This window comes from Lentibacillus saliphilus (assembly GCF_019093865.1).
Classification (GTDB): Bacteria; Bacillota; Bacilli; order Bacillales; family Amphibacillaceae; genus Lentibacillus_B; species Lentibacillus_B saliphilus.
In genome coordinates, this window is record NZ_JABJXD010000001.1 from 22,411 (window position 1) to 48,938 (window position 26,528).

The window sequence follows — 26,528 nt, forward strand, 5'->3', positions numbered from 1 at the left end:
TTATATCATCACTTGTTGGGGGCACTTTAGTTTGTTTGTAACTCGTTTCAAAACACATGCCGTAAGCGTTAAAATATTTTTTTGCGATCCCGCTCGTCTTTTAAAATTTCAACCGCTTCTCTAAATCTTAGAGAATGAATGACCTCTCGTTCACGGAGGAATTTAAGACTGTCATTTAATTCTGGGTCATCAGACATGTTAATAATCCATTGATACGTGGCCCGTGCTTTTTCTTCAGCTGCAATGTCTTCATAAAGGTCAGCTATCGGATCTCCTTTTGCTTGAATGTAAGTCGCAGTAAAAGGATCTCCTGCAGCATTTTGATAAAAAAGAGCGCGATCATGATTCGCGTAATGTGCTCCAAGTCCCGCTTCTTTAAGTTGCTCTGGTGTAGCGTCTTTTGTTAGTTTATAAACCATCGTCGCAATCATTTCTAAATGAGCGAATTCCTCTGTGCCAATATCGTTTAACAAGCCAACGACCTTATCAGGAATTGTATAACGTTGATTCAAATATCTTAATGCCGCTGCAAGTTCACCATCTGCACCACCATATTGTTCAATTAAATATTTTGCTAGTCTCGGATTACAGTCCCTGACCTTCACAGGGTATTGCAGTTTTTTTTCATAATACCACATCACAATCTCCTCCTATTTAAATAGAGACGTTACACTTGCCACGGCCATGGGGTGTCGTTCCAATCCCACGGATAGTTAGAGTAGCTGCGACCATATTGCATTAGTGGCCCAAACTGCTTTTCAAATTCGCTTTTTAATGCTTTGCTTTTTTTGGCGTAGTGATTGAATTGTTCAATGGCATCCCAATCGTTCGGGTGTGTATCTAAATAAAGCGTTAATTCAACAAGGACAAAGTCGACAGCCTGAATGTCTTCGAGCTGTTTATAATATTCAGGGGGCATTTGTTTATTCAAGCTGATCACCTCGTTTTGCCGGGTTAGGGTACGGGCTGTATAAATCAGGCCATAATGTGCCGTGTAACAAGGCCTGTTTCGGGGTTTTAAATTGTGGCATACCCGGAGGTTGGAAATTGATATAGAGATTTGGCGGGGTACTGTAGCTTTTTACGCGGATAGGTGGACAGGGATCGAACGGACTAATATAGGGTTCCCAATACTTAAATTGCGAAAACATCACATATTCCTCCTTTCTTATAAATACATATGCATCCTTAAAAGGTATGAAATAAAGGTTTGTCTTATTCTGCATTTATACCGTTTGAAACTTAAAAAGGATTAGGAAGATGTTTTTGTATAAAAAAAGAATTCTTATGATTGCATATTTATTATGAACGTGTATACTAAACTCTGAGTACAACTTATATTAATATTTTTATGGATTTGTAGGAGGTAATCATGGTGGCCGAGAAAGCAGCAGCTTCTAGCACAGAAAACGAACAGATGGATGTTTTGCATTCTACGAGGGTAGTTGTTAAAAATGCGTTGGATAAATTAGGTTATCCTGATGAGGTCTATCAATTATTAAAGGAACCGATACGGATGTTATCTGTTCGTATCCCTGTACGAATGGATGATGGTTCCATAAAGATATTCACTGGTTATCGCGCACAACATAATGATGCTGTTGGTCCAACAAAGGGTGGGGTTCGTTTTCATCCTGACGTAACTGAAAAAGAAGTGAAAGCGTTATCAATATGGATGAGTCTGAAAGCGGGAATTGTTGATCTACCATATGGTGGGGGTAAAGGTGGTATTATTTGCGATCCACGCGAGATGTCATTCAGAGAACTTGAAGGTTTAAGTAGAGGTTATGTAAGGGCTATCAGTCAAATTGTAGGTCCAACAAAAGACATTCCAGCACCAGATGTCTTTACAAACTCACAAATTATGGCTTGGATGATGGATGAATATAGCCGTATTGACGAATATAATAGTCCTGGATTTATTACGGGTAAGCCAATCGTTTTAGGTGGTTCACATGGTCGAGAATCCGCTACAGCAAAAGGGGTAACAATTTGTATTAATGAAGCAGCTAAGAAAAAAGGGATAGAGCTCAAGGGTGCCAGAGTTATTGTTCAGGGATTCGGCAACGCCGGGAGTTTTCTGTCAAAGTTCTTGCATGATGCAGGTGCAAAGGTCATTGCAATATCCGACGCCTATGGTGCGATTCATGATCCAAACGGCCTAGACATTGATTATTTGCTCGATAGACGTGACAGCTTTGGTACGGTTACGAATTTATTTGATACGACCATTTCTAATAAAGATATGCTAGAGCTGGATTGTGATATCCTTGTACCAGCTGCAGTTGAGAATCAGATTACAGCTGAAAACGCACCGAATATTAAAGCGAAAATAGTCGTGGAAGCTGCGAACGGGCCAACAACGATGGAAGGAACTAAAATTTTGACTGACAGGGGGATTTTACTCGTCCCTGATGTTATGGCCTCTGCTGGTGGTGTAACAGTTTCTTATTTTGAATGGGTCCAGAACAACCAAGGCTACTATTGGTCAGAAGCGGAAATTGATGAAAAACTACATGAAATTATGATCAAATCATTTAATACAATATACAAAACTGCCCAAACACGACGAATTGATATGAGACTTGCCGCATATATGGTCGGGGTGAGAAAGATGGCCGAAGCTGCACGATTCCGTGGCTGGGTATAAATGTGTCCTAATCATTGACCATTCAATAGGCGAAAACTCTTATCATATGTTAAGGATAAGAGTTTTTTGCCTTTAAGCTGTATGCGATCGATTTTATAAAGGAGAGGCTCATTATGAAAGAACAACACGAAACAGTCATTATTGTAGGAGGCGGACCGTGTGGTATGTCCTGTGCAATTGAATTACAAAAGCAAGGCATCGATCCACTTATTATAGAAAAAGAGAATGTTGTTCATACCATTCATCAGTTTCCTACACATCAAACGTTTTTTAGCTCCAGTGATAAATTAGAAATAGGCGATATCCCTTTTATTACAGAAAAACAAAAACCTGTACGAAATGAAGCACTCGTTTACTATAGAACGGTTGCAAAGCGACAAGAGCTGAGGATGAACACCTTTGAAAAAGTTGTTTCAATTAAGCAGTCACAGCATCTATTTCATGTAGATGTAGAAACGGCCACAGGGCATAAAAAGGCATATACAGCAAGCTATGTTGTAATTGCAACTGGATACTATGACCAGCCAAATATGCTTCGAGTCCCTGGTGAAGACATGCCGAAAGTGATGCACTATTTTAAAGAAGCACATCCATATTTTAATAAGGATGTTGTTGTAATTGGTGGAAAAAATTCAGCTGTTGATGCTGCTCTCGAGCTTTATGCTGCGGGGGCACGTGTGACTGTGTTGTATCGAGGAGAGGCCTATTCGCCTAGTATTAAACCGTGGATTTTACCAAATTTTGACCAATTAGTAGAAAAAAAACATATTCGCATGGTGTTTAATGCACATGTTCAAAGCATAACAGAGACGTCTGTCACATACGCAAAAGACAATGAAATGTATACGATTGATAATGATTTTGTATTTGCAATGACAGGATATCGACCTGATGTAACGTTTTTACAACGAGCAGGTATCCATATTGACCGTGATTCTGGTAAACCGTCATTTGATGAGCAGACGTATGAAACAAACATATCAAACATTTTTATTGCTGGCGTTGTTGCAGCTGGGTTTAACAACAATAAAATATTTATTGAGAATGGTCGTTTTCATGGCGCTTTAATTGCAACCGCCATTGCCGAAAGAGAAGACACGAGCAATAAAAATTAAGAATACGGTTTTCATTTCTTTAAGTAAATGATACGATGACAGTATCAACTTGAAAGAGGGCATTTTATGTTTGCTGTTTTATCGGCAAGTTTGGCACCTGCCATTGCACTCATGTCTTTTTTTTACTTAAAGGATAAATACGCCGAGCCGCTACCACTCATTATTAAAATGTTTTTGTGGGGCGTATTAGTTGTGTTTCCGATTATGTTTTTGCAATATGCAATCGGTCAAGAAGGTTGGGTAGAGAATGAGTTTTTCCAATCATTCATAGTGGCGAGTTTTTCTGAGGAATTTTTCAAGTGGTTTATATTTATGTATATGATTTATCACCATGCTGAATTTGATACGCATTATGATGGCATTGTTTATGCTGTTGCCATCAGTCTAGGATTTGCGACGTTTGAAAATGTGCTTTATTTAATGACGAATGGTATTGAATACGCTGTAACGAGAGCACTTTTCCCTGTCTCTTCTCACGCGCTTTTTGGCGTCATTATGGGCTATTATTTCGGGAAAGCGAAGATGAACGCCACATATAAAAAAAGCCATATTACGATGGCGCTTTTGTTTCCATTTATATTGCATGGAACATATAATTATATATTAAAAGCTTCAGCGTCCAATTGGGTATTTATTTTAGTTCCATTTATGTTAGCTCTATGGATGGTTTGTATGAGACGTGTTAAAATTGCAGCGGAATCATCTCACGCTAACCATGATGTCATACCAATTACAACTTATAAAAAAAACGCCTAAAAAAGGCTATTATAGACGTTATATGTATGAAGGAAAAAATCCGAACTGATTCTTGTGATTGAATCATTGTTCGGATTTTTTCTATGGCATAAAGTTGCTTTCAATCGTTATAAACCCGTCCTAATGCTGTTTCTCTTTTGATTATAGTTGTTCATTCCATTCGATTCTCTGTTTCCCATCTTCGACCGATGCATAAAAAGAGCTTTTACAGAAAAAATAACGTAACAGACCATGTATAACAGCAGGAGGAGAAGATATGAACAAGAAGCAGTTGATAATTTTTGGTTTGATTCTTTCGATGACTATTTGTTTGCCATCAATGTTTAAGCCAGAACATGAAGTAGATGCATTCACGAATCAGGTTATTCAGCACGGCGCTGTTGGTGATGACGTTATAGAATTACAAGCGAGATTACAGTATTTAGGATTTTATAATGGAAAGATTGACGGTGTCTTTGGATGGGGGACATATTGGGCATTAAGGAATTTTCAATATGAGTTCGGTCTAGACATTGATGGTTTAGCGGGGGCTAAAACCAAGCAAAAGCTTGCAAATGCAAGCGAATATAATGAGTACTATGTTAAACAACAAATAAGAGAGGGAAATCGATTTACGCATTACGGTGGAACGGATAATAAAGGTGGAACGGATCAACCTGAGAAGCCTGCACCAAAGCCACAACAGCCTGCTCCATCTCCTAGTGGGGACCAACCACCAGAAACAAATACGACAGCTGTTAACGTTCCACAAGGCTATTCTCAAAATGATATTAAGTTATTAGCAAATGCTGTTCATGGCGAGGCAAGAGGCGAATCATATGTCGGACAGGTTGCGGTTGCCGCTGTTATTTTGAATAGAGTCAAAAGCCCGACATTCCCGAATACAGTATCAGGTGTAATATTTGAACCGCGTGCATTTACAGCTGTTTCTGATGGGCAAATTTGGTTGACGCCTCATGAAACGTCAAAAAAAGCCGTTCTAGATGCCATTAATGGTTGGGACCCGTCTGGGAATGCACTATATTATTTTAACCCGAATACTGCCACGTCAGGTTGGATCTGGACAAGACCACAAATCAAGCAAATTGGGAAACATATATTTTGTAAATAGGAAGGTGAGATGAACATGGTTCGTTGGATTCTTATAGGGGTATTGTCTGTGACAACTGTTGCAGCAGGTATATGGGGATATCAAGAGCGACAAGAAAAAAATGCCATATTGATTCAGGCTGAAAATAATTATCAAAAGTCGTTCCATAATTTAACATACCATATGGATTTGCTTCATGATAAGATAGGCACCGCCCTAGCGATGGATTCAAAGGAGCGCCTTTCACCACAAATGGTTGAAATTTGGCGTTTAACATCAGAAGCGTTATCTGACGTTGGGAATTTACCTTTATCATTGCTGCCGTTTAATAAGACGGAATCCTTTTTAGCGGATATTGGTGATTTTACGTATCGCACCGCTGTTCGAGACCTTGAAAAAGATCCGTTAACGGCTAAAGAAACAGAGTCGCTAGAAAATTTATATGATCAAGCAGCTGATATTAAAAATGAATTAAGACAAGTTCAGCATTTGGCATTAGAAAATAATCTCCGTTGGATGGACGTTCAGCTCGCTTTAGCGACAAAAGATGAACAAGCGGATAACACAATTATTGATGGTTTTAAGACGGTAGAAAAAAAGGTTGAAGGTTTTTCAGAAGGAAACATTCAATCGTCCATCATCGGTATGGCAACAAAAGACCATGAGTTTAAAAATCTGCCTGAGAAAAAAATAAGTAAACAAGAAGCTATCACTAAAGGTCAGTCAATTTTCAAGTTAGAAGATGGTTCACAATTAAATCTGTCGGAAACCGGCAAAGGTGCGGATATACCACTTTATAGCATATCATACGAAAAGAATGATCGGCATGGTTATATGGATATGACACAAAATGGAGGGTATCCTTTAAATCTTCTTGTGGATCGTCCAATCGCTGAAAAGAAACTGAGCTTAAATCAAGGTATGGAAAAAGCGCAGAAGTATTTACAGTCATTTAAATTTGATGACATGTCTCTGTTTAATAGTAGCGAATACGAACATATTGGTGTGTATTCATTTCTCTATCAGCAAGGAGATGTTCGAGTCTATCCAGATGCCGTAGAAGTGAAGGTCGCATTAGATAATGGCGAAATACTGGGTCTAACAGCACGTAATTATTTTATGAATCACGTTGAAAGAGATATTCCTGAACCGGGAATAACGGTTCAAGAAGCAAGAGAAAAAGTAAACGAAAACGTGTCTATTCAAGAAGAGTACTTGTCTATTATTGAAAACGAATTAGGCGAAGAAGTATTGACCCATGAATTTATCGGAACAATGGGCGATGATACGTATCGCATTTTCATTAACGCTATGGACGGAACGGAAGAGCGCGTGGAGAAGCTTGGAGGCAAAGAAATAAATTACGAAGGCTTGTCTTAAGGGCCGATCATTAAAACAGGTGGTCTAAAGGATCAACAGAGAAACACTCTTTTTAATATATGCCTATGAACGTATACAAAACGGTTTTCTTTTAAAGGGAAGGGTTAAATGCCTTTCCCTTTTGCTGTTTTTCTGCAATAATAAGAGCAAAGGAATCAGGGGGGGTCTTATGCTGCCTGTTGGTACGACGTTAACAATCACTTTAGAGAATTCGAGCGACACAAATCGTGACCACTATCGCGCTAAAGTAATTGATGTAAGAGATAAACATATATTTATTGACTATCCTATAGATGAGGTGACGAAACGAACCGCTTTCTTACCGATGGACTCAATAGTCTATGTGTCATATATAGGAGATAATGATACGGTTTATACCTTTAAAACGAACGTTGTTTCACGAGAAAAATTAACAATACCTGCATTAAAGTTGTCACTACCAGAAAAACAAGATGTTAAAAAAATACAGCGTAGACAATATGTCCGTATCGAAACAGCTGTAGATGTTGCTTTACAAAATGAGCATGCGTATAAAGAACCATTTGTATCCGTAACACTTGATATCAGTGGTGGTGGATTATCGTTAATCATCAATGAGTATGAACTTTATGAAGGCGAGAGTGTGTCGGTTTGCTTAGTGCTTCCTTTTGTATCAGGTGAGATTAAGTACATTCACGCAGATTCAAAAGTTGTTCGCATACATTCTCGTGATCAATTAACAATTGCATCACTTGGATTCACGCACATTACCGATTCTGACAGACAGGCAATCATTATGTACTGTTTTGAAAAACAGCGTGAAGCCCGTAGAAAAGAATTGAGCTAATGACTGTGTTAGACGACATTTTAACAGTTGTGTTATGATAAACAATGAATGAACGACATCTAACGATATGAGAAATGATAGATGGTAAGTGGAATGGAAGGAATGACAATAATGGAACTAAATAAAATTGCGATTGCCATTGATGGGCCAGCTGCCGCTGGAAAAAGCACTGTGGCGAAGATGGTCGCTAAACATTTATCGTACATTTATATTGATACAGGGGCAATGTATCGTGCATTAACGTTAAGAGCACTTGAAGAACAAGTGGATGTACATAATGAACCATCTCTTTATGAGTTGCTGCTTGAAACAGATATTATATTAGATCAGCAAGATGACGGACAACATGTGTATGTGAATGGTCAGGATGTGACATTTCATATACGAACAGATGCCGTCTCTAACAACGTCTCACATGTGTCTGCTCATGTTAAAGTAAGGGAAGAAATGGTTAAAAGACAAAAGGAACTTGCTTCAAAACGCTGTGTTGTCATGGATGGACGAGATATTGGGACTCATGTCATCCCAGACGCGGAAGTTAAAATATTTCTCGTTGCTTCCGTTGAGGAGCGTGCGAGAAGAAGATATGAAGAAAACATCAAAAAAGGGCTCAAGGCTGATTATGATACGTTAAAGAAAGACATTGAGGAACGAGACCTAATCGATTCGCAGCGTGCAGCTTCACCGTTACTAAAGGCTGAAGGCGCTATAGAGATTAATACAACAGAGTTATCAATTCAAGAGGTTGTAGATTTAATATTACAGTATGCAGAACGGGTTATTAAAGGATAAGGGAGGAGAACGTCATGTTTTTATATCGACTTGCTCGAAACATCGTAAAAATCGTTCTTTATCCTTTGCTGCGGGTTCAAGTACATGGAAAAGAACATATACCTAAAGACGGACCGGTCATCATTTGTTCTAATCACATTTCTAATTTTGATCCACCGGTTGTTGCGATTACGTCTCCTCGAAATGTTCATTTTATGGCTAAAGCAGAGTTGTTTGAGAAAAAATTTCTAGGTAAATTTCTTCTGGCCATTCAGTCCTTTCCTGTTAAAAGAGGCATGAAGGACCGTAATGCTCTAAGGATGGGACTTGATGTTCTTGAAAAAGGGCATGTACTTGGACTTTTTCCTGAAGGGACGAGAAGTAAGACTGGGAAAATGGGAGAACCATTAGCTGGAGCAGGATTTTTTGCTCTACGCTCAAAAGCAACGATTGTTCCTTGTGCAATAATCGGGCCATACAAGATTGGTAAGAAGCTTAATGTGATTTATGGAAAGCCTGTTGATATGGATGTTGCTAGAGAAAATAAACTGTCTGCAAAAGAAGCTGTAACAAAAGTAATGGATGAAATACAGACGTTAATTTCCGAATTTGACGCACAAAAATAGCATTTTTTAATAAAAACAGATGTTTTCGCGTTAAAAATAAAGCGATTTATGATATATTATGGTGGACAAATAAAAAAATGAAATCATATGCATGTATGATGAAATTGCTGTTTGTATTCTAAGGAGGGCTATACGTATGAGTGAGCATGAAGTACCAAACGTTAATGTAGGTGATGTTGTTACAGGAACTGTTGTAAAGGTCGAAGATAAACAGGTCCTAGTAGATATTGGCTACAAAACTGAAGGCATTGTTCCGATTAGTGAGTTGTCCAATCTCCATGTAGAACAAACGTCTGATGTTGTAAAAGAAGGCGATGAACTCACGTTAAAAGTTAAAAAAGTGGAAGATGATGAGGTCATTCTATCCAAACGTATCGTCGAAGCTGATCAGGCTTGGGTAACGTTGGAGGAAAAATATAATAACCAAGAGGTTTTTGAGACAGAAGTCAAAGAAGTTGTGAAAGGTGGGCTCGTAGTTGATGTTGGATTACGTGGTTTTATTCCTGCTTCACTCGTAGAAACATTTTACGTTGAAGACTTCTCTGATTATCTAAACAAAACGATTACAGTTAAAGTAGCAGAGCTTGACCGAGAACAAGATCGCGTTATTTTGTCTCATCGGGCTGTTGTTGAAGAAGAAAATGAGAAAAACAAACATAGTGTCTTACAGTCATTAGAGGAAGGTCAAATCATCGAAGGCACTGTTCAGCGCATTACAAGCTTCGGTGCATTTGTTGACCTTGGTGGCATCGATGGACTTGTACACATTTCTGAACTATCACATGAGCATGTCGAAAAAACGTCAGATGTTGTCACTGAAGGTGATACGATTTCTGTTAAAATTTTATCAGTTGACCGTGATAATGAACGAATCTCTTTATCACACAAAAGTACATTACCTGGTCCGTGGACGAATATTGAATCTCGAATCGCACGCGGTGATGTCATAGAAGGTACAGTGAAACGTCTTGTGAATTTTGGCGCGTTTGTTGAATTATTCCCTGGTGTTGAAGGACTTGTTCATATTTCTCAAATTGCAAACCGTCATATTGGTACGCCATCTGAAGTACTGGAAGTTGGTCAGTCTGTTCAAGTGAAAGTTATTGATGTAAACGAACAAGATGAACGCATTGCTCTAAGCATTAAAGAGCTTGAACAAGAACAAGAAGCAGAAGAATTTAAGTCTTATGAAAAAGACAATGATCAATCGAGCTTTTCATTCGGTGATGTCATTGGTGATAAACTAGACAAATATAAATAAACTTTAACTCCGGCTTCCCCCTTCAAATCGATGAAGGGGGATTTTTTTGTTTAAAAACAGTTTGACAGACCCATAATGAATAGGGGTAGGTGGTTAATAATGACTGAGGGCATGCTATTTTATTGGCTGGCATGGATGTATTGGGTTATGATCGTGTTCTTTATGCAGCCAACAAAACGACATTCACGTCTTTCAATATGGGTTTTATTGTTGATCTCATGTAGTCACGTATATATCAACATCGCGTCATACGATGTGTCATTGTCATTTATCATTTTAATGATTGGCAGTATGGGGATGCATGCACGTTTACCTGCATCGCTATACCATTTGTTTTGTGCTTTAACTTTTTCAATTGCGTTTATGGGAATTTTGCTATGGGAAGAACTCATGCCGATATGGATGTTCATGCCGAAGCTCGTTATGGTTCCAATGATTTTAATTGTGATATTAATCGCAATGACTAAAGCGATGTATAACAAACTTTGGATTGGTTTACTTGGATTGTCTCATGGTGAGTTATTATACAAACTCATATTGGCTGAATACCGTGTGCCAACAACGATTGGTTCCCCTGAATTCTTCGATTATGCCGTTGTCATCACTTGTCTGATTATGACTTGGCATTTATTTAAAACAGTGAAGCAGTATGTCGCTAACATGAGTAAACTTTTAGTGAGGTGATGTCATGAATGAGTACATATATGCAATTGTATTTGGGATATTAATTGGTGTTGTCGCGAGAATCATCATGCTACGAACAGATTACAGGCAATACCCGACGAATTTACACGGGAAAATTATTCATTTGTCGCTTGGCTTTATCGCAGCATCTTTAGGTGCGATGGCTGTCCCAGCTCTTATGGAGCAAGAATATACCGCCATTACATTTTTGACCCTCGCTGCAAGCCAATTTAGAGAAGTGCGCAACATGGAACGCCAAACCCTTACGGAAATTGATGAATTAGAGCTCGTTTCCAGAGGGAAAACATATATTGAAGGTATCGCAATTTCATTTGAGGGACGAAATTATCTTGTTATTTTGACGTCACTTGTAGGTACCCTCGTATATATCTTATTTAACGTCTATGTCGCTTTAATAACAGGTTTGATTTGTTTAATCATTGCAAAATCGTTAATGAGTGGATCCACTTTGAAAGATATTGTTGCGATTGATCATCATCCTCTACATTTTAAGGACGCTGGACTTTATATTGATAACATTTATATTATGAATATTGGTCTAAAGGCAAGACAAGAGGAAATATTAAAATATGGCATGGGTTTTATTTTAACGCCGAAAAACATGAATGTTATAACGACAATCGCTAATCTTGGACAACGTCAAGCCATATTACATGATGTGTCAATCTCGCTAGGTGTATTTCGTGATTCTGGTACACCTGCTCTTACCCCGCTTATTAAACGTGATCTTGATGATGGACGGATAGGTGTGTTTATCTTACCGCAAGTCAGAGAGGTAGAGAAAGCTGCAGAGATTATTGGTGCGGTACCTGTTTTAGAAAATGCGATTAGAATGCCTTCCCAATCACGTACACACAATAAAAATGAGGAGGCCGACCTGTGAACATAGAAAAAGCCATTTTGGCTGTTATTACGACGGATAAAGCGAAGATAGACGGGGGTGCTCCTATTTTTCTTTGTGATGATTTAGAGGAAATGCAGGTTGTGGCCGCCAACCTTGAGGCGATCATGGATGGAATTGCGCATGCGCTTTCCGAAAACCTTTATATTATCGTCAAGCATTAATTTTTCAATATAGTGGACATGAGCTTCTTTTAATGCTATATAAAAATTGTCTATATCGCGTATCTTTGATAGAATGTATAACAGACTTTACAGCATGACATATTCATATACAGGAGAGGATGTTCCTGATTCATGAGAAAATCAGTAGTTGCGATTGTCGGCAGACCTAATGTAGGCAAGTCGACAATTTTCAATAGGCTTGTTGGTGAAAGAATCTCAATTGTTGAAGATATCCCTGGCGTTACAAGGGATCGTATATACAGTGAGGCAGAATGGTTGAATACATCATTTAATATTATCGATACTGGTGGGATTGAAGTTGGAGATGAGCCGTTACTTGCTCAAATCCGTCATCAGGCTGAAATCGCCATTGACGAAGCGGATGTAATTATCTTTATGGTGAATGGACGAGAAGGCGTAACCGCTTCTGATGAAGAAGTGGCTAAGCTGTTATACAAGTCAAGCAAGCCAGTTGTGTTAGCTGTTAATAAAATAGATAACAGTGAAATGCGTGAGCGAATTTATGATTTTTATGCCCTCGGTTTCGGAGAACCATTTCCAATATCTGGATCACATGGTTTGGGACTGGGTGACCTACTTGATGATGTTGTTAAGAAATTTCCTCATGATCAACCGGTTGAGAAAGATGAGGATACGATATACTTTAGTTTGATTGGACGACCGAATGTTGGGAAGTCATCGTTAGTGAACGCATTAGTCAATGAAGAACGTGTTATTGTTAGTGATATAGAGGGAACGACACGAGATGCGGTTGATACACAACTTCATAAAGATGGCCAGGATTATGTCATCATTGATACAGCCGGAATGCGAAAAAAAGGGAAGGTTTATGAAACGACTGAAAAATATAGTGTACTACGCGCTTTGAAAGCGATAGAACGTTCAGATGTTGTCCTCGTGTTAATTGATGCTGATACGGGCATTAGGGAGCAAGACAAGCGCATTGCAGGGTATGCTCATGATGCTGGACGAGCCATCATTCTCGTTGTTAACAAATGGGACACTGTGGAGACAACTGAGAAATCCATGAAGGAATTTGAGGACAAATTGCGGTCACAATTCCAATTTCTCGACTATGCACCGATCGTATTTTTATCTGCTAAGACAAAGAAACGATTACACACATTGATCCCGACTATTAAACTTGTAAGTGAGAACCATTCAAAACGTATTTCTACAAACGTGCTCAATGATGTTATTATGGATGCACTTGCGGTCAATCCAACCCCTACTTATAAAGGGAAAAAACTAAAAATATTGTACGCAACGCAAGTTGCTGTTAAACCGCCAGCATTCGTAGTGTTTGTTAATGATACTGAGCTGATGCACTTTTCTTATGTGCGATTTTTAGAAAATAAAATTAGAGAAGCATTTGGTTTTTCGGGTACCCCGATTAAAATCTTTGCAAGAAGAAGAGATTAGGAGTGAATGCAATTGAAGCGAATAGCCGTTCTTGGAGCAGGTAGCTGGGGAAGTGCATTAAGCATTGTACTCGCTGATAATGGTCATGATGTTCGTTTATGGACACATCGCAAAGCACATGCTGATGAAATCAATAAGACCCACAAAAATGAGAACTATTTAGAAATTATGATGCCGAAACAAATTGTTGCTTACGCGAACATGAAAGAGGCTGTTGAACATGTAGATGTAATCTTAATTGTTGTGCCGTCTAAGGCGATGCGTGAGGTGTGTCAAGAACTCACGCAATATATTGATAGCGATAATCCACCTATCATTGTACATGCATCAAAAGGCATTGAGCCAGGAACGTTAGCGCGTGTGTCACAAGTGATTGGTGAAGAAGTACCAGCTTATCGTGAAGCTGATATTGTTGTGTTGTCAGGGCCAAGTCATGCTGAAGAAGTTGCAAAACGACAGCCGACTACTGTGACAGTATCCTCTGTTAATGAGGGGTATGCAAAGTACACACAAGACCTATTTATGAATGAAGCTTTCCGTGTATACACGAGTAAAGATGTGATTGGAATTGAGCTTGGCGGAGCGCTTAAGAACATCATTGCTCTTGGAGCAGGCATATCAGACGGACTAGGCTATGGCGATAATGCCAAAGCGGCTCTCATTACACGTGGTTTAGCTGAAATCTCACGTCTCGGTACAAAAATGGGCGCAAATCCGTTTACATTCCTCGGATTGCCAGGTGTTGGTGATTTGATTGTTACATGCACGAGTGTCCATAGTAGAAATTGGCGAGCAGGTAATTTACTCGGGAAGGGTAAAGCGCTAGAAGATGTATTGGATCAAATGGGGATGGTTGTTGAAGGTGTAAGAACGACGAAAGCGGCTTATCAATTTGCTCAAGAGCATAATATTGAAATGCCGATCACAGCTGGTATTTATCAAATATTGTTTGAAGATAAAGACCCTCGTCAAGTTGTTGAGCAATTAATGAATCGTACAAAACGTGAAGAAATGGATGATCTAGAAAACCTATTACACAATCCGCAATAGCACACGAACACGGATGTCTCAACATGCATACAATATGGTGAATCATCATCATAAGGAGGAGAGCATGTGAGCCATTCACAAAATAATATTTTTGATAATCTCCAAAAAAATGCCAACATCAATCCTGATGAGATATACAAGGTTGCCAACTCGGTCAAAAACGCTGATTTCTCAGATGAAAAGACAGTCCGAAACCTTGTAAGACGGTTGTCAAAAATGGCGAATAAGCGAATATCAAAAGAAAAAGAAGATAAAATTGTTGCATCTATCATTAACAATGATGTGCCAATGAATATGCAATCATTGTCGAAAATGTTTAAAAACTAGCTTGACTGGGCAAGTGATGATACACCACCATGTAAGATTGCATAGGATAAATCGTACAAGGATTTATGGATAGAACTGCCCTTTTGGATATTATTTGGTCACCCGGGATGAAGCCAGCCTTGGCCCCCTTCATCCCGGAATTTATGAGATCGCGCAATTTTTATCGTAAATTTACATTTAATGCTATAATACAAATTGTAATGATTGAATTTTAGTGGGGGATGAATCATGAGTGCAGCAGGATTAAAGGAAATTATTTCATTTGCCGGAATTGGTCTTTTGATAGCAGCGCTCGCTTTCATACAGCTTAGTAGACGTAAGTTTACCGGAGTACTTGCGGGAATAACAGCCATTATAGCTTACATATTTTTAATTGTAGGGGGATTAATTGTCCTTTACATCGTATTCAGTGGCCCAACGGTATAGAGCACAGGGGGATGAAGATGAAACGTATATATAAAACACTCGTACTCTTTGTAATCGTTGTCTCTTTAAGCGGCTGTATGTATCCCGAAAGCGAGAAAGTGAAAAGTCAAACGCCGAATATTGATCAGCTTCAAATGGTACAAACAGCTGTTGAGCAGTTTCGTGAACAAACAGAAGGCTTATTACCTATTCGTACAAAGTCAAGTGATACGCCGGTGTTTCAAAAGTATTTGATTGATTTTACACAGTTAAAGGAACAGAATCTCTTGACGGAAATTCCTGGTAACGCATTTGAGAATGGTGGCATATATAGTTACACAATCATTGATCCCGAGACCGCCCCTCAAGTTAAGTTGATTGATTTAAGAATTGCTGATGAAATTCGTAGTGTAAACATGAAATTAAATATATATCGCAATGAACATATATATCCACCTTTTGGTGAGAAAATAGCAGATGGTGTGTTTCAAATTAATTATAAAAAATTAGGTTTGGACGAGCCACCTTATGTTGTTAGTCCTTTTTCAGGTGTTAATCTACCCATTGTTATGGACACAACTGGTACATTATATGTTGATTATCGAATTGATTTAAATGAAGCCCTTAATCAACTAGACCATTCGTATGAAGAAAATGATGATATTCGGTATTTGTTAGCTGAGCATCATCCATTCGTTCCAGCATATTCGTTACCATATACCGTTAAAGACGGTGAGCCTATTTTTATGCTTACAAAATAATTTCATACGCATATTGCCCCCTTTGATACATATATTGTGTCAAGGGGTTATTTTATGCCTTAAATAAGACTCCAGATGTGTATAAGATATCGAGAAAAACTTAATAAGTCTTTTATACATATTGATGTCATATTCTGATAGGACAACATCATAGAATTGTAGTGTCAATTCATGGAGATTGTTTATGATTACTATACGGCAAAGGAGATCGGGAGGGGATCGTTTGGAACGGGTTGATATTTTCAAAGATATTTCGAAACGGACAAATGGAGATATTTATCTAGGCATTGTAGGAGCCGTCCGGACAGGCAAGTCAACATTTATTAAGAAATTCATGGAGTTAGTTGTTCTGCCCGGCATTGAAGAAGAAGGTGCGCGCAGTAGAGCACATGATGAATTACCACAAAGTGCAGCCGGCAAGACCATCATGACGACAGAGCCTAAGTTTGTACCAAATCAAGCAGTATCTGTACAAGTAGACGAAGGACTTGATGTCAATGTTAGATTAGTTGATTGTGTAGGGTATGCGGTAGAAGGGGCTAAAGGATTTGAAGATGAAAATGGGCCAAGAATGATTCATACTCCGTGGTATGAGGAAGCAATTCCATTTCATGATGCGGCTGAGATCGGAACACGGAAGGTTATTCAAGAGCATTCAACGATTGGCGTCATAGTGACGACAGATGGGACGATAGGAGAACTGTCACGGTCTGATTATGAGCCTGCTGAAGCAAGAGTCGTTGAAGAACTTAAAGAAGTTGGCAAACCGTTTATTATGGTCATTAATTCGGTTCGACCTTCAAGTCAAGAGACTGAGCTCCTAAGGCAGGAACTCGTAGATGCATATGATATTCCTGTGCTAGCAATGAGTGTAGAAAAGATGGAAGAACATGATGTTTACAACGTTCTACGGGAAGCATTGTATGAATTCCCAGTACTCGAGGTTAATGTTAATTTGCCGAGCTGGGTGATGGTTCTAAATGAAAATCATTGGCTGAGACGGAATTACGAGGAAGCGATTCAAGAAACCGTACAAAATATTAAGCGATTAAGAGATGTTGATCATATCATGGGCGATTTTAACGCTTATGAATATATTGAACGGGCAAACTTGGCTGGAATGGAAATGGGCGAAGGTATAGCGGAAATCGACTTACATGCTCCAGATGAATTGTACGATCACATCCTCAAGGAAATCGTCGGCGAAGAAATTCGGGGTAAAGATCATTTATTAGAGCTTATGCAGGATTTTGCTCATGCAAAGAGAGAGTATGATCAAGTTGCAAGCGCTTTGCAGATGGTTAAGCAGACGGGGTATGGGATTGCAGCACCAACTCTTGAAGATATGGAGCTCGATGAGCCAGAAATTATCCGCCAAGGGTCCAGATACGGTGTCCGGTTAAAGGCAGTTGCACCATCTATTCATATGGTAAAAGTGGATGTTGAATCCGAATTTTCTCCGATCATTGGTACTGAAAAACAGAGTGAAGAATTGGTCAGATATTTAATGCAGGATTTTGAGGATGATCCGTTATCGATTTGGGAATCTGATATTTTCGGAAGATCACTCAGTTCAATCGTAAGAGAAGGTATCCAAGGTAAAATATCGTTGATGCCGGAACATACAAGGTATAAATTAAAAGAAACGTTAGAGCGGATGATCAATGAAGGCTCAAGAGGGTTAATCGCGATTATTTTATAAAACTACTGAAGCAGCTGCATAAGCTGCTTTTTTGTGTTTCGTGTGATTTCCTCTAAAATACAAGATTAATTTGAAAAAATAGCAGGATTTAGGAGATGTATCTTGTAAGTAAATAAGTAAGGTTATTAAGAACGATAGATTGAAAACGTGTACGTTATAAAGGAGAATCTGTTAAAAATACCAAGAAAAACGAAAAAAAAAGCGGATTAATGTTGAATTTTATGTGAAACTCAGTTATGATAATCGTTGTCAACCATTGGTTTAAATGGGTTTGACGTATAAAAGCACGTAAAATAGTGAACAAATGTAGATAAGCTCTATTTGTTCTGATTTTAATTGGGAGGAGGTGAATGTCATGAACAAAACAGATCTCGTAAATGCAGTTGCAGAGAAAAGCGAACTTTCTAAAAAGGACGCAGCTAAAGCTGTAGATGCTGTTTTTGATTCTGTCATGGATTCACTTAAAAATGGTGACAAAGTACAGTTGATCGGCTTCGGTAACTTTGAAGTACGTGAGCGCTCAGCCAGAAAAGGCCGTAATCCACAAACAGGTGAGGAAATAGAAATTGCAGCAAGTAAAGTTCCTGCTTTCAAACCAGGAAAAGCCCTCAAAGATGCGGTTAAATAATAAGCTACATAGGGCAAAAAAAGGGTGCGTGTATGCGTACCCTTTTTTATTTAACATTGCGCCGGGTTCATATGATGGTATGATAGATACAAGCATACTTAATCCATAAGGAGGCTAATCATGGATACGTCCAATCAAAATGATTTCTTTGTCATTAAAGCTTTAGAGGATGGCGTCAACGTTATTGGGTTAACAAGAGGTACAGATACAAGATTTCATCATTCTGAAAAGCTAGATAAACATGAAGTTATGATTGCGCAATTCACAGAACATACGTCTGCTGTAAAAGTCAGAGGGCGGGCAGTCATTCAGACGAGACATGGTGAAATATCAACGAATTGACGTTAAAAACTTTCTTACGTTGTTAAAGCGTTATTTTGTACTATTCTTGGTCATTGTTGTATGCTATAATAGCGATTGATATTACTAGGGTAAAAGGCGTGATCAGATGCAGACTTCCATCATTACAATGGAGGACATGAAGCGATTTATAAACCGGACCATTCAGCAATCATACTTGGATCAATATATTAAAGTTCCTAGGTTTAATGACGAAAAACTATTCATGCTGATCGCGATCTTGAATCATACGAAGTTGCCTTATAACATTAAGAAGCAGTACATACTTACGACAATGCTCGTTCAAATCGCACTCGATTCACATGACTTAGTCCCGGTAAATGCCAACTCCACAGACAATTCATTTGCTAAGCCTGACCAACTGACGGTTCTTGCAGGTGATTACTATAGTGGCCTTTACTATTATCTATTGTCCGAAATAGATGACCTTCCTATGGTGAGGCAACTTGCAACCGCGATCAAAGATATTAATGAACATAAAATGTCACTCTACTATGGAGATGACGTGACAATTAATGCATATATTGATCATATAGAACGTATTCAAACCCTTTTAATTACCCGTGTTGCTCAGCATGTACAATTAGATGAGTTGATTGATATCGCCCGGGATTGGGTGTTGATACATACATTGTTCAATGAAAATAAACATATGACTCAAAATAGAGTTTCGTCGTGGTTTTCACCTTGGTTGGATTCTAAACCAAAAACGGATCGTGAACAGATGCTTCACTTAATCGAACAACGCGTAGAACAAGGGATAAAGAGACTTCAATCGACACTTCCGAAAATGTTCGAACAGTCTATACTCGAACAGCAATCTTATTCACGTTTTTATGATTTTTTATTTCAGCAAACCGAAAAGAAGGAAGAAGGATACCAGTGACAGAACAATCAAAAGAAGAGCGTGTGCACCATGTGTTTGAAAAAATATACGGTAAATACGATGTCATGAATTCAGTTATATCTTTTCAGCGTCATAAAGCATGGCGTAAAGACGTTATGAAGCGCATGAACATTACTCCTGGTGCAAAAGCCCTTGACGTATGCTGTGGAACAGGGGATTGGTCATTATCAATGGCTGAAGCTGTTGGTCGTGAAGGATCAGTAATTGGACTTGATTTCAGTCAGAACATGCTTTCGGTAGCGGAAGAAAAAAAAGAGCGTGACCACATACAACACCTTGAATTTACGCATGGAAATGCAATGGATCTGCCATATTCGGATGATACATTTGATTATGTGACGATTGGATTTGGATTGAGAAATGTACCAGATTACAATACAGTCTTAGAAGAAATGTATCGTGTTGTGAAGCCTGGTGGAATTGTTGTGTGTTTAGAAACATCCCAACCGACATTAATCGGTTTCAGGCAATTGTATTATTTATATTTTCGCTTTATTATGCCGCTATTTGGAAGAATATTTGCTAAGAGTTATAAAGAATATGCCTGGTTGCATGAATCAGCGAAAGACTTTCCGGATAAAAAGAGACTTAAAAAAATGTTTTTGAATGCTGGCTTTAATCACGTTGATGTTAAAAGCTACACTGGTGGTGTAGCAGCGATGCACATGGCTTATAAGAAATAATTCACATGTGAGGCCGGCATTTACACAAAAGGTGACCTGCATGAAATTAACCAAAACATACGGATATTTAAAAAAAGACTTGGCTATGATAGAAGAAGCGTTAGAAGAGGCCATTGATGCGGATCATGACATTCTTCGTAAAGCATCTAGTCAATTATTACAGGCAGGCGGGAAGCGTATACGTCCCGTTTTCGTGTTGTTATCAGCACAAATGGGGAACTATAATGCGGATAAGGTTAAGACAGTTGCGGTATCCCTTGAACTTATTCACATGGCATCGCTCGTTCATGATGATGTGATTGATAATGCCGATTTAAGACGCGGGAAGGCAACCGTCAAGCATACATATGACAATCGAGTTGCCATGTATATGGGTGACTATATATTGGCACGAGCACTCGAGCATATAACAGCTGTTGATCAACCAGCTGCCCATAAGTTGCTGTCACACTCAATGGTTGAATTGGCACGTGGAGAAATCGAGCAAATCAAAGATAAATATAACTGGGATCAGAATTTGCGTCATTATTTACGTCGCATTAAACGCAAAACTGCGCTACTGATCGCTACAAGTTGTAAGCTAGGTGCGATCGTATCAGACGTTCCTGATCATCATGCAAAGCAGTTATTTAAATACGGTTACTATGTTGGAATGTCCTATCAAATTATTGATGACATCCTTGATTTTACGTCTAGTGAAAAAATTCTAGGAAAACCAGCAGGGAATGATTTACTGCAAGGGCATGTGACATTACCTTTGTTGTATGCAATGGAAGATCCGATATTTAAAGAATTTGTAGCTGAAACAATGTCGCAGATTGAGAGTGGTAATCAACAAAATTTTGAGCAACTTTTGACTGCCTTTAAGCGAACGAACGCCATTGATCGAGCTTATGCTTTAAGTGACCGATATTTACAAAAGGCTCACGCAACACTTGAGTGTTTTCCAGCTTCCAAAACAAAAGAAACGCTACAAAGTATTGCAAAATTTATCGGAAACAGACGATCTTGATCGTGAGGTTTGTCATATCGATAAAAATTTGATAAAATCTTAAAGGTTGAACATATACATAAAAATAATGAGGTGTAAATATGGAAAAAACATTTTTAATGGTAAAACCAGACGGTGTACAACGCAATTTGATTGGTGATATTGTAAAACGTTTTGAACAAAAAGGTTTCAAACTTGCTGGTGGAAAGCTCATGCAAATCTCTGATGAACTTGCCAAAACGCATTATGGCGAACATAAAGAGCGTCCATTTTTCGGTGAATTGGTTGATTTCATTACTTCAGGTCCAGTATTCGCAATGGTCTGGGAAGGTGAGGACGTCATTAAAACAGCTCGACAAATGATGGGTGCAACAAATCCTCAAGAAGCTGGTCCAGGAACAATTCGCGGTGATTTCGGTGTCACAGTCGGAAAAAATATTATTCATGGTTCTGATTCAGCAGAAAGTGCTGAAAGAGAAATCAACTTGTTCTTTAAGGAAGCAGAACTCGTTGATTATGCAAAGCAACAAGACAACTGGATTTACTAAAGTTTACGACCTCCGTTCTCGAGCGGGGGTTTTCTTACATAATTGAAAAAAAATAGACGATTCATCATGAAGTCAGAGGAGAATGAACCGTGGCCGAAGATTATATACAATTTATGTCACGTATTAAACATAAACTCAACATTGATTTAACACTATATAAAGAAGCTCAAATGAAGCGCCGTCTCACCTCATTAAGAGATAAACGCGGCTTTCGAAATTTTGATTTATATTTTAAAGCGCTTGATACAGATGATGCATTACTGAGTGAATTTGTCGATAGAATTACGATTAATGTATCATCATTTTTTCGCAACTCTAATCGGTGGGACGTACTTCAAAACAGCATATTGCCAGCATTAATTGAACATAAATCATCCATTAAAATTTGGAGTGCTGCTTGTTCGACAGGAGAAGAGCCGTATAGTATGGCAATGATGCTAAAAACCCATTTCCCAGATGTTAAGGCAACGATTATTGCAACCGACATTGATGACAACATATTAAATAGAGCGCGTTCAGGTATTTATCAAAGTCAATCACTAGTGGACGTACCGACAACATTACAGCAAGCTTATTTTGAAGAACGTTCTGGGCGATATTATATACATGAGGATCTTAAACGTATGATTACGTTTAAAAAGCATGATTTATTAAAGGATCCTTATCCAGATCATACAGATTTAATCATATGTCGAAATGTTTTAATTTATTTTACAGATCAAGCGAAGGAACGGATTTATACAAATATTAGTGAATCATTAAATCCAAACGGGGTATTGTTTGTTGGGAGCACTGAGCAAATTTTTTCACCTGACAAATACGACCTGCAATTGTTGGATACATTTTTTTATCAGAAATCAACTGATTAACGTTTTAAATTCAGGAGGACTCATATATGCGTTATTTAACTGCAGGGGAATCTCACGGGAAACAATTGACAACAATAATAGAAGGTGTACCTGCTCAAATGCCACTTGCTGCGATAGATATAAACGATTCTTTACAGCGTAGACAAAAGGGTTATGGTCGCGGAAAACGTATGCAAATTGAAACGGATGAAGCAGAAATTGCAAGCGGCGTAAGGCATGGGTATACACTTGGATCACCAATTACGCTGATGGTAAAAAATGATGATTTTAAACATTGGTCAGATATTATGGGGGAGGTCCCACCAGAAGCTGATCAAAAAATACGCCGTGTTGTGACTAAACCCCGACCAGGACATGCAGATTTGAATGGCGCCCTTAAATACGGTCATAGAGATATGCGTAATGTGTTAGAGCGATCATCGGCAAGAGAAACAGCTGCGCGTGTTGCTGCTGGTGCTGTAGCGAAAAAACTGCTTCAATTGCTTGATATTCATGTCGTTGGTTATGTGAAAGAAATTGCAGGTATTCAAGCAAAGGATCCTTTAAACGTGACAGTGGCAGATCTTGCACAACTTTCGGAAGCCTCACCTGTGAGAACGCTAGATGCAGATGCAGAGCAAAAAATGATGGCTGCGATTGACAAAGCTAAAAAAGATGGGGATTCAATCGGCGGTATTGTGGAAGTAATCGCTCACGGGATGCCAGCAGGAATTGGCTCTTACGTCCATTATGATCGTAAGCTCGATGCAAGACTTGCAGCAGCAGTTATGAGTATCAATGCGTTTAAAGGTGTTGAATTTGGACTTGGTTTTGAGGCGTCACGCAAGAATGGTAGTGATGTCCACGATGAAATACTTTGGGACGAAGATCGTGGTTATTATCGAAGAACAAATCGGTTAGGTGGATTTGAAGGTGGGATGACGACAGGGATGCCTATTGTTGTTAAAGGTGCAATGAAGCCGATACCGACCTTGTATAAACCACTTCAAAGCGTTGATATTGAATCGAAAGAAATTTTTCATGCGAGTATAGAACGGTCTGACTCATGTGCTGTTCCAGCTGCTGCAGTCGTTATGGAACATGTAGTGGCATTTGAACTGGCCAATGCGCTCTTAGAACAGTTTACGAACGATCAATTTCCTGCATTAAAACGCGCTGTCGATCAGTACCGAGAAAGCACTAGGTGGTTTTAATGGAAACCATTCATGTTCAATCTCGAACACACTCTTATCCTGTATATATTGGAGAAAATATCAGGTTTCATGTCCGTGAATTGTTACCAAAGAACTATTCATCCATATTTGTTATTACCGATCAAAATGTTGAACACTATTATTTAGCAGATGTCCTAACCGCCTTAACAGATCATAATGTCTATCATGCTAGTATTACACCAGGAGAAAGCAGTAAGAGTCTTGATGTCTTCCACGCACTTCATACAGCAGCTTTAAGCCATCATTTGGATCGTAATGCATTAATAATTGCCCTTGGTGGCGGTGTTGTTGGTGATGTAGCCGGGTTTGTGGCAGCGACATATATGCGTGGAATTGACTATATTCAAATGCCAACGACAATTTTAGCGCATGATAGCAGCATTGGCGGCAAAGTTGGTATTAACCATGCTCAAGGGAAAAATTTAATCGGTAGTTTTTATCCTCCGGTTGCTGTCGTGTATGATGTAGATACATTAAACACGATTCGTCGGAAAGATGTTCGATCTGGCTATGCTGAATTAATTAAGGAAGCATTAATTTCCGATGAGGTCTTCTTTGATCAGTTGTTAAAGTCACAGCTGTATACAAGTCTTCCAAAAGATATAACATCCCATTTAACAACTGGGATAACGATAAAATCGTCAATCGTTGAACAAGATGAACGAGAGGCAGGCAATAGAGTCTTTTTAAATTTAGGCCATACATTAGGTCATGCTATAGAACGAGAATCAGGCTATGGAAAATATGCGCACGGAGAAGCTGTTGCAATCGGCCTATTGTTTGCGCTGTTTGTGAGCCAAAACATGTTTAAAGTGGCATTGCCATTTGAACGCTTATTCAGATGGATGCACACCCAAAACTATCCTTTAAATTTTCCTCATCGTCAATTAAACACTTATATTCAAACAATGAAATCAGACAAAAAAACAAGTCAAGCGGTTGTTCAGATGGTGTTGTTAGAAGCGATCGGTAAGCCAGTTACAAAGCCAATTTCAGATGAAGATCTATATCAATATCTTCAAAGTTTCATGACTGTATTGGATGACTTGAAGGAAGGTGATTGCGTATGAAACAATGGACATTTCACCCCGTGCAAACGGGACTAAAAGGGACGATTCGTGTGCCAGGTGATAAATCGATCTCACATCGAGCCGTTATGCTTGCTTCACTTGCAGAAGGGAAAACAACGATCGAAGGATTTCTGAATGCTGAGGATTGTCGGCGGACTGTACATGCTTTTCAGCAAATGGGTGTGACCTTTCGCGAAGAGCATTCACAGCTTATTGTAGAAAGCCCTGGCGTAGACGGATTTACAGCGCCAACAACAGCATTAGATCTCGGTAACTCTGGTACAACAGCACGCCTTCTCCTCGGTATTTTAGCAACCCTTCCGTTCAATACGACAATTTATGGAGATGCGTCTTTATCAAAACGGCCGATGGGGCGTATTGTCAAACCGCTACAACTGATGGGTGCAACGATAGAAGGTACGAATGATGATCAACATTTACCGCTTACAGTTATTGGTGGAACGCCTTTAACAGGGATTGAATATGAGCTCCCGGTCAATAGTGCCCAGGTGAAGTCTGCTATCCTATTTGCGGGTCTAGGAGCAGCTTGTCCAACGACGGTTATTGAGAACGTTCCAACGCGTAACCATACTGAATTAATGATGCGCGCATTTGGGATGAAAGTCGAACATGAAGGTTCCCGCATACAGCTCACACCTCAAAACCCAAAAACAACGCCAGTCATTCAAGTTCCAGGCGATATTTCATCGGCAGCCTTTTTTTTAGTTGCAGCATTGCTCGTTCCAAATAGTGACCTTTTACTGATGAACGTTGGGGTTAATTCGACAAGAACAGGTGTTATAGATGTGCTTGAACAAATGGGTGCATCGATGAAACAACTGAATAAGCGAATTGCTAACGAAGAGCCGGTGTGTGATATTCAAGTTGGATCAAGTGCTTTGGAAGGAATAGATATTGATGGATCTATTATTCCGCGTCTTATCGATGAACTTCCGCTCATTGCCCTTGCCGCAACACAAGCAAAAGGAAGGACCCGAATTCGGAATGCAGAGGAGCTGCGTCATAAGGAAACAGACCGAATCAGAGCAGTGGTTCATACATTAACGCGTCTTGGAGCAAAGATTGAGGAAACAGAAGATGGTATGATCATTGAAGGGCCAACGTCGCTTAAAGGTAGCACGGTTTCCGCTTACGGTGATCATCGACTGGCTATGATGTCTGCAATCGCATCTCTCATAGCAGAATCACCAGTAACGCTTGATGATATCGAGCCAATTAATGTGTCCTATCCCCAATTTATATCTGATTTAACGAATGTCACTGGTGCCATTTATTAATGTTTGATCAATCCCTCTGCAAACACC

The 26,528-nt window shown here is 39.1% G+C and carries 31 protein-coding genes; 28 read left to right on the forward strand and 3 right to left on the reverse strand.

The window, feature by feature from the left end:
- Window positions 1–68: 68 nt before the first annotated feature.
- From HPC67_RS00135 to HPC67_RS00145, 3 genes are read right to left on the reverse strand one after another with little or no spacing between them, the layout of a single operon-like run.
- On the reverse strand, window positions 69–638 hold the full coding sequence (locus tag HPC67_RS00135) for a manganese catalase family protein (RefSeq protein WP_217585411.1): 570 nt from the start codon (window positions 636–638) through the stop codon (window positions 69–71).
- A gap of 29 nt (window positions 639–667) precedes the next feature.
- Window positions 668–919: a spore coat protein CotJB gene (locus HPC67_RS00140; protein WP_217586212.1), complete on the reverse strand. Its 252-nt coding sequence runs from the start codon at window positions 917–919 to the stop codon at window positions 668–670.
- A 4-nt stretch (window positions 920–923) separates the two neighbouring features.
- A complete protein-coding gene (locus tag HPC67_RS00145; protein ID WP_217585412.1) occupies window positions 924–1,151 on the reverse strand; it encodes a spore coat associated protein CotJA in 228 nt (75 codons plus the stop codon).
- A gap of 221 nt (window positions 1,152–1,372) precedes the next feature.
- Between HPC67_RS00145 and HPC67_RS00150 the strand changes: the two genes are divergently transcribed.
- The 28 genes from HPC67_RS00150 (at window position 1,373) to aroA (ending at window position 26,501) form a co-directional block, all read left to right on the forward strand.
- Complete coding sequence (locus HPC67_RS00150) at window positions 1,373–2,650, forward strand: Glu/Leu/Phe/Val family dehydrogenase (RefSeq protein ID WP_217585413.1); 1,278 nt, start codon at window positions 1,373–1,375, stop codon at window positions 2,648–2,650.
- A 113-nt stretch (window positions 2,651–2,763) separates the two neighbouring features.
- On the forward strand, window positions 2,764–3,765 hold the full coding sequence (locus HPC67_RS00155) for a YpdA family putative bacillithiol disulfide reductase (RefSeq protein WP_217585414.1): 1,002 nt from the start codon (window positions 2,764–2,766) through the stop codon (window positions 3,763–3,765).
- A 66-nt stretch (window positions 3,766–3,831) separates the two neighbouring features.
- Window positions 3,832–4,521 (forward strand): glutamic-type intramembrane protease PrsW, encoded by a 690-nt coding sequence (gene prsW, locus HPC67_RS00160; protein ID WP_217585415.1) that lies wholly within the window; start codon window positions 3,832–3,834, stop codon window positions 4,519–4,521.
- Window positions 4,522–4,819: 298 nt separating this feature from the next.
- Complete coding sequence (gene sleB / locus HPC67_RS00165) at window positions 4,820–5,632, forward strand: spore cortex-lytic enzyme (RefSeq protein ID WP_425514296.1); 813 nt, start codon at window positions 4,820–4,822, stop codon at window positions 5,630–5,632.
- 15 nt (window positions 5,633–5,647) lie between these two features.
- Complete coding sequence (ypeB, locus tag HPC67_RS00170) at window positions 5,648–6,991, forward strand: germination protein YpeB (protein ID WP_217585417.1); 1,344 nt, start codon at window positions 5,648–5,650, stop codon at window positions 6,989–6,991.
- Window positions 6,992–7,160: 169 nt separating this feature from the next.
- Window positions 7,161–7,817, forward strand: coding sequence for a flagellar brake protein (locus HPC67_RS00175; protein WP_217585418.1), 657 nt, complete (start codon window positions 7,161–7,163; stop codon window positions 7,815–7,817).
- A 111-nt stretch (window positions 7,818–7,928) separates the two neighbouring features.
- Window positions 7,929–8,609, forward strand: a complete 681-nt coding sequence (gene cmk, locus HPC67_RS00180; RefSeq protein WP_217585419.1) for a (d)CMP kinase — start codon at window positions 7,929–7,931, stop codon at window positions 8,607–8,609.
- A 14-nt stretch (window positions 8,610–8,623) separates the two neighbouring features.
- Entirely contained in the window at window positions 8,624–9,214 is a 591-nt protein-coding gene (locus tag HPC67_RS00185; RefSeq protein ID WP_217585420.1) for a lysophospholipid acyltransferase family protein, read from the forward strand.
- 136 nt (window positions 9,215–9,350) lie between these two features.
- Window positions 9,351–10,475 carry a 30S ribosomal protein S1 gene (gene rpsA, locus HPC67_RS00190; protein ID WP_217585421.1) on the forward strand — a complete coding sequence of 375 codons (1,125 nt, stop codon included), beginning with the start codon at window positions 9,351–9,353 and terminating at the stop codon, window positions 10,473–10,475.
- A 99-nt stretch (window positions 10,476–10,574) separates the two neighbouring features.
- A complete protein-coding gene (locus HPC67_RS00195; RefSeq protein WP_217585422.1) occupies window positions 10,575–11,159 on the forward strand; it encodes a YphA family membrane protein in 585 nt (194 codons plus the stop codon).
- Window positions 11,160–11,163: 4 nt separating this feature from the next.
- Window positions 11,164–12,063 carry a YIEGIA family protein gene (locus HPC67_RS00200; protein WP_217585423.1) on the forward strand — a complete coding sequence of 300 codons (900 nt, stop codon included), beginning with the start codon at window positions 11,164–11,166 and terminating at the stop codon, window positions 12,061–12,063.
- Window positions 12,060–12,245 (forward strand): capping complex subunit for YIEGIA, encoded by a 186-nt coding sequence (locus HPC67_RS00205; protein WP_217585424.1) that lies wholly within the window; start codon window positions 12,060–12,062, stop codon window positions 12,243–12,245. Before HPC67_RS00200 ends, HPC67_RS00205 begins: the two co-directional genes overlap by 4 nt.
- 132 nt (window positions 12,246–12,377) lie before the next feature.
- Window positions 12,378–13,688, forward strand: coding sequence for a ribosome biogenesis GTPase Der (der, locus tag HPC67_RS00210; RefSeq protein ID WP_217585425.1), 1,311 nt, complete (start codon window positions 12,378–12,380; stop codon window positions 13,686–13,688).
- Between the two features lie 12 nt (window positions 13,689–13,700).
- Window positions 13,701–14,738: an NAD(P)H-dependent glycerol-3-phosphate dehydrogenase gene (locus HPC67_RS00215; RefSeq protein ID WP_217585426.1), complete on the forward strand. Its 1,038-nt coding sequence runs from the start codon at window positions 13,701–13,703 to the stop codon at window positions 14,736–14,738.
- Between the two features lie 66 nt (window positions 14,739–14,804).
- Complete coding sequence (locus HPC67_RS00220) at window positions 14,805–15,065, forward strand: stage VI sporulation protein F (RefSeq protein ID WP_217585427.1); 261 nt, start codon at window positions 14,805–14,807, stop codon at window positions 15,063–15,065.
- 228 nt (window positions 15,066–15,293) lie between these two features.
- The gene (locus tag HPC67_RS00225) at window positions 15,294–15,491 is read left to right on the forward strand and encodes a DUF2768 domain-containing protein (protein ID WP_217585428.1); all 198 of its coding nucleotides are present in this window, start codon (window positions 15,294–15,296) and stop codon (window positions 15,489–15,491) included.
- Between the two features lie 17 nt (window positions 15,492–15,508).
- Window positions 15,509–16,231: a hypothetical protein gene (locus tag HPC67_RS00230; RefSeq protein ID WP_217585429.1), complete on the forward strand. Its 723-nt coding sequence runs from the start codon at window positions 15,509–15,511 to the stop codon at window positions 16,229–16,231.
- 223 nt (window positions 16,232–16,454) lie between these two features.
- Window positions 16,455–17,933, forward strand: a complete 1,479-nt coding sequence (gene spoIVA, locus HPC67_RS00235; RefSeq protein ID WP_217585430.1) for a stage IV sporulation protein A — start codon at window positions 16,455–16,457, stop codon at window positions 17,931–17,933.
- 355 nt (window positions 17,934–18,288) lie between these two features.
- On the forward strand, window positions 18,289–18,561 hold the full coding sequence (locus HPC67_RS00240; RefSeq protein WP_217585431.1) for an HU family DNA-binding protein: 273 nt from the start codon (window positions 18,289–18,291) through the stop codon (window positions 18,559–18,561).
- Window positions 18,562–18,681: 120 nt separating this feature from the next.
- Window positions 18,682–18,903 (forward strand): trp RNA-binding attenuation protein MtrB, encoded by a 222-nt coding sequence (mtrB, locus tag HPC67_RS00245; RefSeq protein ID WP_217585432.1) that lies wholly within the window; start codon window positions 18,682–18,684, stop codon window positions 18,901–18,903.
- A gap of 136 nt (window positions 18,904–19,039) precedes the next feature.
- On the forward strand, window positions 19,040–19,807 hold the full coding sequence (locus HPC67_RS00250) for a heptaprenyl diphosphate synthase component 1 (RefSeq protein ID WP_217585433.1): 768 nt from the start codon (window positions 19,040–19,042) through the stop codon (window positions 19,805–19,807).
- Window positions 19,804–20,511 (forward strand): demethylmenaquinone methyltransferase, encoded by a 708-nt coding sequence (gene menG / locus HPC67_RS00255; RefSeq protein WP_217585434.1) that lies wholly within the window; start codon window positions 19,804–19,806, stop codon window positions 20,509–20,511. The genes HPC67_RS00250 and menG overlap by 4 nt, the downstream gene beginning before the upstream one ends.
- A gap of 40 nt (window positions 20,512–20,551) precedes the next feature.
- On the forward strand, window positions 20,552–21,523 hold the full coding sequence (hepT, locus tag HPC67_RS00260) for a heptaprenyl diphosphate synthase component II (protein WP_217585435.1): 972 nt from the start codon (window positions 20,552–20,554) through the stop codon (window positions 21,521–21,523).
- An 80-nt stretch (window positions 21,524–21,603) separates the two neighbouring features.
- Complete coding sequence (gene ndk, locus HPC67_RS00265) at window positions 21,604–22,050, forward strand: nucleoside-diphosphate kinase (protein ID WP_217585436.1); 447 nt, start codon at window positions 21,604–21,606, stop codon at window positions 22,048–22,050.
- Between the two features lie 89 nt (window positions 22,051–22,139).
- Window positions 22,140–22,919 (forward strand): CheR family methyltransferase, encoded by a 780-nt coding sequence (locus HPC67_RS00270; RefSeq protein ID WP_217585437.1) that lies wholly within the window; start codon window positions 22,140–22,142, stop codon window positions 22,917–22,919.
- A gap of 26 nt (window positions 22,920–22,945) precedes the next feature.
- Window positions 22,946–24,112, forward strand: a complete 1,167-nt coding sequence (gene aroC, locus HPC67_RS00275; protein ID WP_217585438.1) for a chorismate synthase — start codon at window positions 22,946–22,948, stop codon at window positions 24,110–24,112.
- Window positions 24,112–25,203, forward strand: a complete 1,092-nt coding sequence (aroB, locus tag HPC67_RS00280) for a 3-dehydroquinate synthase (protein WP_217585439.1) — start codon at window positions 24,112–24,114, stop codon at window positions 25,201–25,203. Before aroC ends, aroB begins: the two co-directional genes overlap by 1 nt.
- Window positions 25,200–26,501, forward strand: coding sequence for a 3-phosphoshikimate 1-carboxyvinyltransferase (gene aroA, locus HPC67_RS00285; protein ID WP_217585440.1), 1,302 nt, complete (start codon window positions 25,200–25,202; stop codon window positions 26,499–26,501). The genes aroB and aroA overlap by 4 nt, the downstream gene beginning before the upstream one ends.
- Window positions 26,502–26,528: the final 27 nt, after the last annotated feature.